Source organism: Mesorhizobium loti CJ3sym (genome assembly GCF_000472785.1).
Taxonomy (GTDB): domain Bacteria; phylum Pseudomonadota; class Alphaproteobacteria; order Rhizobiales; family Rhizobiaceae; genus Mesorhizobium; species Mesorhizobium loti_E.
The window spans coordinates 23,779-36,688 of the sequence record NZ_AXAL01000018.1; the positions used below are offsets into that span (position 1 = coordinate 23,779).

13 protein-coding genes are annotated in these 12,910 nt (G+C 62.3%); 4 read left to right on the top strand and 9 right to left on the bottom strand.

The annotated features are described in order from the left end of the window. Nucleotides 1-11: 11 nt before the first annotated feature. Entirely contained in the window at nucleotides 12-1,211 is a 1,200-nt protein-coding gene (locus A3A9_RS0123465) for an aspartate aminotransferase family protein (protein ID WP_027060965.1), read from the bottom strand. 357 nt (nucleotides 1,212-1,568) lie between these two features. Between A3A9_RS0123465 and A3A9_RS0123470 the strand changes: the two genes are divergently transcribed. Beyond that, nucleotides 1,569-2,090, top strand: coding sequence for a GcrA family cell cycle regulator (locus A3A9_RS0123470; RefSeq protein WP_027060966.1), 522 nt, complete (start codon nucleotides 1,569-1,571; stop codon nucleotides 2,088-2,090). Nucleotides 2,091-2,173: 83 nt separating this feature from the next. On the opposite strand, the gene A3A9_RS0123475 is transcribed toward A3A9_RS0123470, so the two are convergent. The 3 genes from A3A9_RS0123475 to A3A9_RS0123485 form a co-directional block, all read right to left on the bottom strand. Beyond that, entirely contained in the window at nucleotides 2,174-3,181 is a 1,008-nt protein-coding gene (locus A3A9_RS0123475; protein WP_027060967.1) for a magnesium and cobalt transport protein CorA, read from the bottom strand. A 96-nt stretch (nucleotides 3,182-3,277) separates the two neighbouring features. Then, complete coding sequence (gene phoU / locus A3A9_RS0123480; protein ID WP_027033051.1) at nucleotides 3,278-4,003, bottom strand: phosphate signaling complex protein PhoU; 726 nt, start codon at nucleotides 4,001-4,003, stop codon at nucleotides 3,278-3,280. Nucleotides 4,004-4,116: 113 nt separating this feature from the next. Further along, a complete protein-coding gene (locus A3A9_RS0123485) occupies nucleotides 4,117-5,382 on the bottom strand; it encodes an ATP-binding protein (RefSeq protein WP_027060968.1) in 1,266 nt (421 codons plus the stop codon). Nucleotides 5,383-5,495: 113 nt separating this feature from the next. Between A3A9_RS0123485 and ppk2 the strand changes: the two genes are divergently transcribed. After that, nucleotides 5,496-6,404 (top strand): polyphosphate kinase 2, encoded by a 909-nt coding sequence (gene ppk2, locus A3A9_RS0123490; RefSeq protein ID WP_027060969.1) that lies wholly within the window; start codon nucleotides 5,496-5,498, stop codon nucleotides 6,402-6,404. A gap of 57 nt (nucleotides 6,405-6,461) precedes the next feature. On the opposite strand, the gene A3A9_RS0123495 is transcribed toward ppk2, so the two are convergent. The 3 genes from A3A9_RS0123495 to A3A9_RS0123505 form a co-directional block, all read right to left on the bottom strand. Next, nucleotides 6,462-7,223, bottom strand: coding sequence for an enoyl-CoA hydratase-related protein (locus A3A9_RS0123495; RefSeq protein ID WP_027060970.1), 762 nt, complete (start codon nucleotides 7,221-7,223; stop codon nucleotides 6,462-6,464). Further along, nucleotides 7,220-7,858, bottom strand: a complete 639-nt coding sequence (locus A3A9_RS0123500) for an acyl-homoserine-lactone synthase (RefSeq protein WP_027060971.1) — start codon at nucleotides 7,856-7,858, stop codon at nucleotides 7,220-7,222. Before A3A9_RS0123500 ends, A3A9_RS0123495 begins: the two co-directional genes overlap by 4 nt. A gap of 98 nt (nucleotides 7,859-7,956) precedes the next feature. After that, nucleotides 7,957-8,688: a helix-turn-helix transcriptional regulator gene (locus tag A3A9_RS0123505; RefSeq protein WP_027060972.1), complete on the bottom strand. Its 732-nt coding sequence runs from the start codon at nucleotides 8,686-8,688 to the stop codon at nucleotides 7,957-7,959. Between the two features lie 271 nt (nucleotides 8,689-8,959). On the opposite strand from A3A9_RS0123505, the gene A3A9_RS0123510 reads away from it, so the two are divergent. After that, entirely contained in the window at nucleotides 8,960-9,799 is an 840-nt protein-coding gene (locus tag A3A9_RS0123510; RefSeq protein ID WP_027060973.1) for a transporter substrate-binding domain-containing protein, read from the top strand. 46 nt (nucleotides 9,800-9,845) lie between these two features. Here the strand turns inward: A3A9_RS0123510 and A3A9_RS0123515 are convergent, their stop codons facing one another. Continuing rightward, nucleotides 9,846-10,259 carry a tellurite resistance TerB family protein gene (locus tag A3A9_RS0123515; RefSeq protein WP_027060974.1) on the bottom strand — a complete coding sequence of 138 codons (414 nt, stop codon included), beginning with the start codon at nucleotides 10,257-10,259 and terminating at the stop codon, nucleotides 9,846-9,848. A gap of 174 nt (nucleotides 10,260-10,433) precedes the next feature. Here A3A9_RS0123515 and A3A9_RS0123520 point away from each other — a divergent pair, with 174 nt between their 5' ends. Next, nucleotides 10,434-12,080 carry a lysine--tRNA ligase gene (locus A3A9_RS0123520; protein WP_027060975.1) on the top strand — a complete coding sequence of 549 codons (1,647 nt, stop codon included), beginning with the start codon at nucleotides 10,434-10,436 and terminating at the stop codon, nucleotides 12,078-12,080. Here A3A9_RS0123520 and A3A9_RS0123525 read toward each other — a convergent pair. Continuing rightward, nucleotides 12,046-12,906 (bottom strand): hypothetical protein, encoded by an 861-nt coding sequence (locus tag A3A9_RS0123525; protein ID WP_027060976.1) that lies wholly within the window; start codon nucleotides 12,904-12,906, stop codon nucleotides 12,046-12,048. The genes A3A9_RS0123520 and A3A9_RS0123525 overlap by 35 nt on opposite strands. Between the last annotated feature and the right edge of the window lie 4 nt (nucleotides 12,907-12,910).

Genomic DNA, 12,910 nt, shown 5'->3' on the forward strand with positions numbered 1-12,910 from the left:
ATATTCCGGAATTACTTCGCGGCGGCCACGGCGATGGCATCCGCCAGGCCTTTGGCACCGGCGCGGATGCGGTTGAGCGCTTCGTGGATCTCGGCGTCGGTGACGGTGAGCGGCGGCAGCAGACGAATGACGTTGTCGCCGGCCGGAACCGCCAGCAAATGCTGGTCACGCAGCGCCATGTTCACCTTGGTGTTGGGCATGGCACATTTGAGGCCAAGCATCAGGCCGGTGCCCCTGATGTCTTCGATGACATCGGGAAACTCATCGGCGACCGCCGCCAGGCCTTGCTTCATCAGCAATGCCTTGCGCTGGACGTCTTCCAGGAAGCCGTCTTCCAGAACGACATCGAGCACGGCGTTGCCAACCGCCATGGCCAGCGGGTTGCCGCCGAAGGTGGTGCCATGCACGCCCGCCGTCATGCCGATTGCCGCTTCGTCGGTGGCCAGGCAGGCGCCCATCGGGAAGCCGCCGCCAATGCCCTTGGCGATCGCCATGATGTCGGGCGTCACGCCCGTCCACTCATGTGCGAACAGCTTGCCGGTGCGACCGATGCCGCACTGGACCTCGTCGAAAATCAGGAGCAGGCCATGCTGGTTGCAGAGCTGGCGCAGCCGCTTCAATGACTGTGTCGGCACCGGGCGGATACCGCCCTCGCCCTGCACCGGTTCGATGAGGATCGCTGCGGTTTCCGGCGTGATCGCCTTTTCGGCGGCATCGATGTCATCAAAACCGACCTGGTCGAAGCCTTCGACCTTGGGACCGAAGCCTTCCAGGTATTTGTACTGGCCGCCGGCAGCGATGGTCGCCAGCGTGCGGCCATGGAATGCGCCTTCGAAGGTAATGACGTGGAAGCGCTCGGGATGGCCCTTGACGAATTGGTAGCGCCGCGCCGTCTTGATCGCGCATTCCAGCGCCTCGGCGCCGGAATTGGTGAAGAACACCTTGTCGGCGAAGGTTGCATCGGCCAGGCGCTCGCCAAGCCGGCTCTGCCCCGGAATCTCGTAGAGATTGGAGACGTGCCAGAGTTTTGCCGCCTGCTCGGTGAGGGCCGCGACCAGATGCGGATGGCTGTGGCCGAGCGAATTGACCGCGATGCCGCCGGCGAAATCGAGATATCGCTCGCCCTTGTCGGTAACCAGCCATGTGCCTTCCCCGTGGTCGAAGGCCAGGGGTGCGCGAGCAAAGGTCTCGTAAAGCGCCGAACCGCTCATTATATGCGCCTCCGGTACCGGAAAATCAAAAAAGCCGCCAAAGCGGCGGCCTTTGCGGCTTATCGTGTTTTTCGGCCATGAAGTCAACGAAAACGTCGCGTAGTGGCGCGCGGCGAGCCCCCTGACGCAACGCCGGCTCATGAGCGACCGGGCAAGTTGGGGAAAACCGAAAAAACCGATTCGTGTTGCACTTGGGACTCTTGTCACCGAGTCAGCGCATAGAGTAGTTGTAAGCGAGAAATAACTAGATTTCGTGCGGCGGACCTAATCACTAGATATATGTGGTGTCTGCCCCAGCAGTGGTGCTGGGTCGGGAATGGATTCCGATTGCCGCACGCTTAGCAGGAGCGCGGTCTCATGAACTGGACTGACGAGCGGGTCGAACTTCTCAGGAAATTGTGGTCGGAGGGTCTGAGCGCAAGCCAGATTGCTGCCCAGCTTGGAGGGGTCAGCCGGAATGCCGTCATCGGCAAGGTGCACCGCCTGAAGCTGTCGGGCCGTGGTCGTGCAACGGCGACGCCTGCACGTCAGAAGAAGACGGCACAGGGATCGACCGTTCAGAAATCGGTGGCGCGCGCCGCCAGCACGGCACGCCATGTCACGACATCGATCGGCGCGACGGCCTTGCAAACGCAGTTCGATGCCGAGCCGGTGACACGCCATCATTACATCCGCCCGGTCGAGAACGTCGTGGTGCCCGTTTCAAGGCATCTGCATCTTGTCGAGCTGACGGAGCGCACTTGCAAATGGCCGAACGGCGATCCGCTGTCCGAGGACTTCAACTTCTGCGGCAACGAGGCCGCTGAAACCGGTCCCTACTGCAAGTACCATGCCCGCGTGGCGTTCCAGCCGGCGGCGGAGCGAAGGCGCAATCGCTGAATAGCGAATAGCGAATAGCGAATAGGAACGGCTTGGCTTCTGTGACTGGTAGCCAGCCGTTTTTTGTTGCTATTCGCTCTCTTTCACAGCCATCCATTCTTGCGGAACCGCCAGTAGAGAAACGCGCAGATCAGCGCGATCGTGGCCAGCACTATCGGGTAGCCATATTCCATCTTCAGTTCCGGCATGTCGCTGAAATTCATGCCGTAGATGCCGGCGAATGCCGTCGGCACGGCCAGAATGGCGGCCCACGACGCGAGTTTCTTCGATATCGCCGTTTCCTGGCTCTGACCGACCAGCAGGCTCGCCTCGAAGGCGAAGGCCAGCACCTCGCGCAAACTGTCGATCTTTTCCTGGACGGTGCGGATGTGGTCGGTCACATCGCGAAACAGCGGATGCATGGCGGTATGGATCTGCGGCAGGTCGGCGCTGGTCAGCCGGCGGCAGACTTCCACCAGCGGCAGTGCTGCATTGCGCAGGCGCAGAAGATCGCGGCGCAGCATGTAGAGCCGTTCGATGTCGGGGCCGGTCATCGGCTTCAAAAGGACCTTGTCCTCGATCGCCTCGACCTCGTCCTCGATCTGCTCGAGCACGGGCATGTAGTTGTCGACAATGAAGTCGAGAATGGCATAGAGGACGAAATCCTCGCCCTTGGCCAGCGAATGTGGGCAGCTTTCCCAGTGCTGGCGCACGGCGGCGTAGGATGTCGACGGTCCATGCCTGACGCTGACAATGTAGCCCGAGCCGACAAACATATGCGTTTCACCGAAGGTGACGCGGCCCTCGATCAGCTGCGCGGTGCGGGCAACGATGAACAGCGCGTCGCCATACTGCTCGATCTTCGGCCGCTGGTGCGGATGCTCGGCATCCTCGATAGCCAGCTCATGCAGATGGAATTGCGCCTGGACGCGCAGCAGGAGCTCGCGGTCGGGCTCGAGCAGGCCGATCCAGACGACGTGTCCCGACTTCTTGGCCCATTCGCCGGCTTCCTCGATCGGAATGTCGGCGATGCGGCGCCCGGCCGTATAGACACTGCAGGCGATGATGCCTGATGTCGGCGCCGCGGGCTTGAACTCTCGGACATATTCCATCGCAGCCTCCGGAACGCAGACCCTTCATTAGGCCTGAGAAGCTTAACGCTGGGATAGTTTAGCGCAATATCATCTGGCGTTCGAGAGGACGAACGTTCATTTCGCCGGAAGCGTGGCTGAAACGCTGATCTTGTCCGTCTTGTCGCCCTTCGGCCGGTCGGCCGGCATCTGGTCGCCGGTGACGATGTAGTAGATGGTCTCGGCGATGTTGGTGGCGTGATCGCCGATGCGCTCGATGTTCTTGGCGCAGAACAGAAGATGCGTGCAGGGCGTGATGTTGCGCGGATCTTCCATCATGTAGGTCAGCAATTCGCGAAACAGCGACGTGTACATGGCATCGATCTGATCGTCGCGGTCGCGCACGAAGCTGATCTTGTCGACCGAGCGTGACGCGTAAACGTCGAGCACTTCCTTGAGCTGGGTGAGCGCCAGATTGGCGAGAGCCTCCAGGCCACGGAACAGGCTGGTCGGCTGGCGTCCATCGATGACGGCGACCACGCGCTTGGCAACGTTCTTGCCGAGGTCGCCGACCCGCTCGAGATCGGCGGAAATGCGGATGGCGCCGACGATTTCGCGCAGGTCCGTCGCCATCGGCTGGCGCTTGGCGATGATGATGATTGCCTTGTCGTCGATTTCGCGCTGCCCTTCGTCGAGCACGGCGTCGTCGCGGATAACCTTCTGCGCCAGCCCCGGATCGGCATTGACGAGAGCGGCGACCGCCTGCTCGACCATGCGCTCGGCATGGCCGCCCATCGCGGCGATGCGCTTCGACAGATACTTCAGCTCCTCGTCATAGGCGCTCATGATGTGCACGGACTGCATGGATGAATGCCTTCCCACGGGTTCTTGATCTTGAGTCGTTTCCTCGAATCCCCGCTGATACGCTAGCCGGATGACAGAAAAAAGAAACGGTCCAGGGGAAAACTAGGGCGATATCAGTGCGTCGGCAAATGAACCGAGAAGGCGGCGCCCTTGCCGACCTCTGACTTGATCGTCAGCCTGGCATTGTGACGCGTCAGTATATGCTTGACGATCGACAGGCCAAGGCCGGTACCTTTCTGGGTCCGGCTGGTCTCGACATCGATCCGGTAGAACCGCTCGGTGATGCGCGGAATGTGCTCCTCGGGAATGCCGGGGCCAAAATCCCTGATCGTGACGTCGATGCCGGGTTCGGAATCGGCATCGCTGCGCGCGATCGACACCAGGACGCGGCCGCCCGACTGACCGTATTTGCAGGCGTTTTCCAAGAGGTTCTCGAAAACCTGGAACAGCTCGTCGCGGTCGCCTGGCACATCAAGCGGCCCGTCGGCGTAACTCCGTTCGATGGCGACGCTGTTTTCCCTGGCCAGCGGCCCAAGTGAATCGATGACGCTGTCGACCGTCTCGCGCAGGTCGACTTCGGTGCCGGGCTTCAGATAGGGCTTCATCTCGAGCCGCGACAGCGACAGCAAATCGTCGATCAGCCGTGCCATGCGGCCGGTCTGGCTTTGCATGATCTGGAGGAACTGATCGCGCGCCGCCGGGTCGTTGCGGGCGGGTCCGCGCAGCGTTTCGATGAAGCCGGCGATGGATGCGAGCGGCGTGCGCAATTCGTGGCTGGCATTGGCTATGAAGTCAGCGCGCATGCGATCGATGCGCCGCGCCTCGCTTTGGTCCTTGAACACCAGCACGTAGAGGTCGGTGGCGTGTCCGACCGAGGACGCGCTGACCCGGTAGGCCCGTTCGACCGGCAGCTTCTCCGTATAGTCGACGACATCGGAGGCGATAGTGCCCGAAAGCACGCTGTCGAGCAGAGCCTGCATTTCCGGCGCCCGGAATTTCAGCGGCAGCGACAGGCCAGGTGCGATGCCGCCAAAGGCGGCAAAGGCGGCGGCATTGGCATGGACTATGGTTGCGGCATGGTCGAAGATGATGAGCGGGTCGGCGACGGCCGCAGCCAGATATTCACCCGACAGGCGCTGCAGGCCGATCGCTTCGATTGCAGCCGCTCCCTCGGCCGATTGGCGGGTGCCGGTGGTCGGCAACAGTGCGGCAGCAAGCAGCAGAAGCAGCGCCGGCACCAGCACATAGGCGGAGATCCCCGCGAAGGCAAAAGCGATCAGGATACCGATTACGCCGGCAACGAGCAGCCAGCGACTGTTCCACAGCCGGATGACCACGGCTTGCGCCACACTTGCCTGCTCTGCGCTTTGCTCAGCCATCGGCGCGTCCTATAGCCCTCTCGGGCGCTGTCCGGCCGTATGGCAAGTTCCTGCTAGACCGGCGTGGAGGCTCCCAATAGCATGAGTCCACAAGCTTAAAAGGGTTCGTCTCGATGAAAAAAACCAAGGAAAATCCCGCAACGCCGACGTCGGGTCCGCTGAAGATCAGGATCGACGGCAAGGAACGGGAGTTCGACATCGAAAATCCCGAGCTGCCGGACTGGGTCGAGGACAACAAGCTGACCGCGGGCGGCTACCCCTACGACAAGAGGATGAAGAGCGACGAGTATGACGAGACGCTCGAGAAATTGCAGATCGAGCTGGTCAAGGCGCAGGCGTGGCTGCAGGCGACCGGCAAGCGGGTGATGGCGCTGTTCGAAGGCCGCGACGCCGCCGGCAAGGGCGGCACGATCTTCGTGCTGCGCCAGTATCTCAATCCGCGCACGGCGCGCAACGTAGCGCTGACCAAGCCGACCCCGACCGAAGTGGGACAATGGTACTACCAGCGCTATGTCGACCAGTTCCCGACATCTGGCGAGTTCGTCACCTTCGACCGTTCCTGGTACAATCGCGCCGGCGTCGAGCCGGTGATGGGTTTCTGCACGCCCGAGCAGCATGAGAAGTTTCTCGACGAGACGCCGCATTTCGAACGGATGATCGTCAACGACGACATCCACTTCTTCAAATTCTGGCTGAACATCGGCCAGGAAACACAGCTCGAGCGCTTTCACGATCGCCGCTACAGCCCGCTGAAGAGCTGGAAGTTCTCGCCGATGGATGTCGCCGGCATCACCAAATGGGATGATTACACCAAGGCGCGCGACACCATGTTCGAGCGCACCCACAAGGAGTTCGCGCCTTGGATCATCGTGCGGGCCAACGACAAGCGGCGCTCGCGGCTGGCGGTGATGCGTCGTATCCTTCTGTCATTGCCCTATGACGGGCGCGATCTCGATATCATCGGCAAGGAAGACAAGAAGATCATCGGCGACGGGCCGTCATTCCTCGGCAAGGAAGGCTAATGCTTCCGCGCCGCGCGGCCATCGGGCAGCGCGGCGCGTAGTTCTTGACGTGGTTGCTCAGGCTGCCAGCCTGGCAATCCGCTGCAATCGCCGCAGCGTGGTGTCGTCCTGCAGCGCCTGCTGGAACAGCGATATCTCCTGATCGATGCGGTCGCACAGCGCGCCGGTGTTGCCCTTGAGCAGGCCGCGCGTCTGCATCAGGGCGGCGACCGGCTTCTTGGCGAGCTGCCTTGCCCGGCCAAGCGTCGCCTCCTCCACGCCATTATCCACGATCTCGGCGACGAGGCCGAGCGCCCTGGCGTCCTCGGCGCGAAGCGTGTCGCCGAGGCAGAAGAAGCGGAAGGCGCCGGCATAGCCGAGCTTCTGCGGCGCCAGGATGCTGGTCGCCGCGTCCGGCACGAGGCCGAAGTCGACGAACGGCACCCGGAAAGTGCTTTCATTGGAAGCGATCACCATGTCGCAGTGGAACAGGATGGTGCAGCCGACGCCGACGGCATCGCCATCGACACAAGCCAGGATGGGCTTGGGGAACGTCGCCAGCGTGCGGAACATGTCGGTGACGGCGGCAATCAGCTTCTGGTGCTTGCTGGCGTCGAGGAACTCGGAAAAGTCACCGCCGAGGCAGAAGCAGCCTGCCAGGCCGCGCAGCACGACGACACGCACCTCGTCATTGTCGGCGGCTTCATGGAACGTCCTGGCAAGGCTTTCATAGGCCCTTCTGTCGAGCACCGGCCGGCCGTCGGCCGACGATACGGTAACGATCAGCGTGTGGTTGCGCAGCTCAGGTTGCGGGTGATGCATGGTGATCTCCGATCTCATGACGCCCGCCTTTGCCCGAACATGTCGGGGTATCCCCTGGCCAGAACGGGGGCATGATGATTGCGGCGCTCACGCACCACGTCCAGCGTGTGCTCGTTGAAGGTGAGCAGGGTCGCCACGACCTGTTGCTTGCCGTAGGTGCGCTGATAGCCCAGCGGCGTCGCCAGGAAATGCAGTTGCAAGGCACGCAACACCCACATCGGCTCGAACTCGATGATCACCTTGTCGACGCCGCGCTTCAGCCCCCACTCGACAAAGCCGGCGATCAGTTCGGTGCCGACGGTCGAGACGCCGCGACGGCCATCACGATAGCCGGCAGCCACCGCGTAGCGGGTCAGTTCCCAGATGTTGGGACCGGAAGGCGGCGTTCCTTCGGCCAGTTCGGTCAAGACCTCGGTCAGCAAATGGGGCCGCGTGGTCGGCAGCATCCTTTGATAGCCCGCGACCTCGTTGCCTCTGATGACGATCTGATGCACCGCCTCGTCATGGTCGAACTGGTCGACCTCGAAACCGTCTGGGCGCCGCAAGTCCTCCCATCCCATCTCCTCGACAAATATCTGGTAGCGCAGTCGATGGACGGCCTCCCAAAGGTCGGGACGTTCCATCAGTTCTTGGGTTGTAAGACAAAAAAGCATTCCGTCGTCTCCTGGGTTTAAGAGGAAGATACGGCCGTGCTTTGATGAGAAAATTGCGTGATCACGTAGGCAGGAAGTTCTAGGTCGGCACGGCCGACCTAACTAATGTAGCCGCGCCGGATCGCTTCCGCGACTGCCTGCACCCGGTTGACAGCACCGAGTTTGCTTTTGGCGTTAAGAAGATGTTTCTCCGAGGTGTGCTCGGAGATGCCGAGGATTTGAGAAATCTCCCATTCGGACTTGCCGACGGCGGCCCATTTTAGGCATTCGCGTTCGCGCGGCGTCAATTCGATATGGTCGATAGTCCGGGTCGCCATGGTGTGAAGTTGCATGGCGCGGCCAATGGCATAGGTCGAGACCAGCGACACCAGGCCGAACTCTGCCGCCGACAGCTCCACGGCCTCGCCACCCAGCGAAACCATGACAATCTGGCCATCGAGCGTGATCAGCGGGAAGGCCAGCCCGTCGCGCAGCTTGAAAGCACCGGCGTCGCCCATCACTTCGCCGCTGCTCTTGTCAATGCGAACGCCTTGGGCCGCTTCGCGCCACTGGAACGGCGCCTGCAGCTGCTTCATGTGGCTGACCACTGGATCGTGATCGACATAGTTGCGCGCCACGTAGCGCTCCAGCCATTCGACAGGCCAGTCGCAAAGCAGCACATGCTGCTTTTGCTGCCCGGCAGGCGTGCCCGGCTGCGGAACGGTTCCGGCCATCAGTGCGGTCAGACCGAAATCCGACGTTATGCCCAACAGCTTTTCGCAGACCACCGCCGCCGTTCCGGCGTGCTGCAGTTGGTCTATGTATTCCAGCGTACGATCAAACTGACCCATCGCAACATCAACCCCATGTTGCCTCATGCATTGAGATCGATGGTCCATGCGTTATCCGCACTTTGCCACCGACCGCCGATTGCAACGCGCTCATTTCCGGTTGTGGTTCTCGGCCCTGGTCCCCCGACCAAAGCAGCCACCGCTGTTTGCAAACGCGCTAAACCATATCCTGAAATCGGCGCGTTGAAATCAAAAACCATTGTGCCTGTACCATTTTCGTACCAAAACCGACGCAAGCACGCGTGCGGCGGAGTTCTATCGTGGTGTTCCAATGAGGTCGCTGGTCCTGGCGTCGCTGCTGATCGCGGCGCTGTCATCGACCTTTGGCGCGCGCGCGGCCGAACCCCAGGTGCCGGTGTTGTGGGACGCCAAGGAACGGTTGCCCAAGCCCGACCTTTCGGCACTGCCACGGCTGCGATTCCTGACGACCACGGATTTTCCGCCTTTCAATTTCCTCGATGGCGCGGGAAAGCTGTCCGGTTTCCACATCGACCTGGCGCGCGCCATCTGCGCGGAGCTCAGCGTCGTCGACAAATGCCAGATCCAGGCATTGCCCTGGGCCGAGCTGGAAGGGGCGCTCGAGAAAGGCGAGGGCGAAGCGATCATCGCCGGGATCGCCGCGACGCCGCAATCGCGCCAGACATACGCCTTCTCGCGCGCCTATCTGCAGTTTCCGGCACGCTTCATCATGCCGAAGAGCAAGGCACTGACGGAACCGATTTTCGACAAATTGCGCGGCAAGCGCGTCGGCGTGATATCAGGCTCGGCGCATGAGCGCATGCTGCGCGACTATTTCAAGACGGTCCAAATCGTCCCCTTCGACGGACCGGAAGCTCTCTACGGTGATCTCAAGGCGGGCAAGATCGATGCGGCCTTTGGCGACGGCATGCGCTTCGCCTTCTGGCTGGGCGGCTCGGATGCGGCCGGCTGCTGCCGTTTTGCCGGCGGTCCGTATCTGGCGCCCGAATATCTGGGCACGGGCATGACCATCGCCACAAGGGCGGACAATCCGGCGCTGGCTGCAGCACTCGACTACGCGCTGCAGGAGATTTCGATGAAAGGCACCTTCGCCGAATTCTACCTGCGCTACTTCCCGGTCAGTTTTTTCTGATCCGGTCCCGGTCAGTTTTTTCTGATCCGGCAGTAACGCTTCCCGGTCAGGTCAGCGTGCGCAGCCGTGCCTTGGCCGCGCGGCCGATGGCGGCGACGGTAAGCGTGTCGAGATCGAGCTGGCGGCGGATCAGCTGCAGCACCCGGACTTCCTCCATGCGCATTTCGAGATCGACGGCGGCGACTTCGAAGGCAGCGGCGTAGGCGGTGTCGCGGAGACGCTCCGGCAGGGCTTCGGCAACCTGGACCAAGATACCCTCCAGGCCATCCTTTTCATGCAACAGCCTCTGACAAGCCTGCGCGACGGGGACCAGCCGGTCGTGCTTGAAATCCTCGAACACCGGCCATGAGCGGACAACGTCGCCGATCCTGGCCAGTTCGACATCGGTCATGTCGCGGTCGGAGGCCGAGGTGATGACCATCAGGTAGATCAGGGCTTCATGCGGGGTCGGCGACGGCATTCTTTACTCCTTGAACGGGCTTCGAAGGTAGGAACGGGGCTCGAGGCCCGCAAGGAAAAAGCGCCGCGCTCGTTGACGCTCCGGCGTCGCACGCCTAGAGACCGGTTTGAAAAAGCCCTGCTCCGGCCCCGTCCTCGTAGGATCGGGTTGGCGAATAATTTGGAAGATAGTGACATGGCGGGATCAAACATCATCGATCTCAACCCCGAACTGCTGGCGGCTGCGGCCGAGAGCAAGGCGTGGCCGTTCGAGGAAGCCAAAAAGATCATCGAGCGCTACAAGGGCGCAGACTTTCCCGAAACGATCCTGTTCGAGACCGGCTACGGACCGTCCGGCCTGCCGCATATCGGCACGTTCGGTGAGGTGGCGCGCACCTCGATGGTGCGCCATGCGTTTCGCGTGCTGACGCAGGACAAGGTCAAGACCAAGCTCTTGTGCTTCTCCGACGACATGGACGGCATGCGCAAGATACCCGAGAGCGTGCCGGATCGCGCGGCACTCGAACCATATCTGCATATGCCGCTGTCGTCCGTCCCCAATCCGTTCGGGGGCGACTATGCGAGCTTCGCCGACCACAACAACGCGATGCTCTGCCGCTTCCTGGATACGTTCGGCTTCGACTACGAATTCGCCAGCGCGACGCAATATTACAAGTCGGGGCGCTTCGACGCGATGCTGCTGCGTGCCGCCGAACGCTACGACAAGATCATGGCGGTGATGCTGCCGACGCTCGGGCCTGAGCGCCAGGCGACCTACAGCCCGTTCCTGCCGATCTCGCCAAAGAGCGGCCGGGTGCTCTACGTGCCGATGAAGCATGTCGACGCCAAGGCCGGCACCATCACCTTCGACGATGAGGGCACCGAGACCACGCTGTCGATCACCGGCGGCAAGGTGAAGCTGCAATGGAAGCCGGATTTCGGCATGCGCTGGGCAGCACTTGGCGTCGATTTCGAGATGTTCGGCAAGGACCACCAGACCAATGCGGTGGTCTATGACCGCATCTGCAACATCCTGGGCGGGCGCGCGCCCGAGCATTTTGTCTACGAGCTGTTTCTCGACGAGAACGGCCAGAAGATCTCGAAGTCGAAGGGCAACGGCCTGACCATCGACGATTGGCTGACCTATGCGCCGACCGAAAGCCTCGGGCTCTATATGTACCAGCGGCCGCGGCAGGCCAAGAAGCTCTATTTCGACGTCATCCCGAGGGCCGTGGACGAATATTACACCTTCCTCGCGGCCTACCCCAGGCAGGACTGGAAGGAGCGTTTGGGCAATCCGGTCTGGCATATGCATGACGGCAACCCGCCGCTTGTCGACATGCCGGTGCCGTTCTCGCTGCTGCTCAACCTGGTCAGCGCTTCCAATGCGCAGAACAAGGATGTGCTGTGGGGCTTCATCTCGCGCCACGCGACTAACGTGACGCCGAAGACCCACCCGGAGCTCGACCAGTTGGTCGGCCATGCGATCCGCTATTTCGACGATTTCGTGCGGCCGACGAAAACCTTCCGCCCAGCCGACGAGGTAGAGCGCGAAGCACTGCAATCCCTCGACAAGGCGCTCGGCGAATTGCCGGCGGACGCCAGCGGCGAAACGATCCAGAACGCTTCGCTCAACGTGGCGCGCAAGATCGAACGCTATCAGGATCATTCCAAGCAGAGCCCGGAAGGCGGCCCGGGCGTTTCGGGCGCCTTCTTCCAGATGATCTACCAGGTGCTGATCGGCCAGGAGCGCGGGCCGCGCTTCGGCTCGTTTGCCGCGCTCTACGGCGTCGCCGAGACCCGCGCGCTCATTCAGCAGGCGCTGGCTGGTCAGCTGGTTTGAGGGTGCCGTCGACCTCTTCCAGGATCGAGCCCGGCGCCTGAGGCGCCTGGGCGGGCGCGGCGGGCTCCGCCGCAATGCCGGCCAGGTTCGGCGCCGATCCGAAGATGCCCTTCTTCGCTGTTAGTGCCTTTTCGCCGGCCTCGGCATAGGGGCCGCCCTTGGTGGGGCGCGCCCAGCCGTTGTCGACCAGCCATTGACCAACGTCCTGCTTGCCGATCCGGCATTGCGCGGCGATCCGGTCGCGTCCGCCTTCGGGCGGCACGGTGCAGACCACCGCGCGACCGCGCAGGAAGGCGCGGAACGCCGTGCGCGCACGAATGCCGCACGGCCAGGATTTGCCGTCGGTGGTGCAGGTCTTGTCCTGCGGCACGATATCTATGCCGGAAACCGCGACGGAATAGCCTTTCGCCTCGATCAGGCCGGCGGCCGTCGCGACCGGCTGGAACAGCTTGGTGCCGTTCCAGTCGTCGGGCATCTTCGGCTTGGGCGGCATGGCCAGCGCCAGCTTGCTCAGCGGTTCGCGCGGCTCGATCCGCTCGAGCTCTTCTGTGGGCAGTTCCGGTGGCGCAATGACGTCCGGATCGATGGCTCGCGAATGCACCGTCGGCTTTGGCGGCTGCGGCGCGGCAGGCGCGGGAATGGCTGACGTGACCGGCTCTTCAGGTCCGGCATCGGCGCCTGCTTGAGCGATCGTGTCAGCGCCGGGATCGATCTGATCCACAGCAACAGTGCTTTCGCTTCCCTTCAGCGTGCGGCCGCCGGCGACGACCAAAGCCGCCATCGCCAGGACCATCAGAACCGCCAGGGCAAGATGAAGAACCCGCACCAGC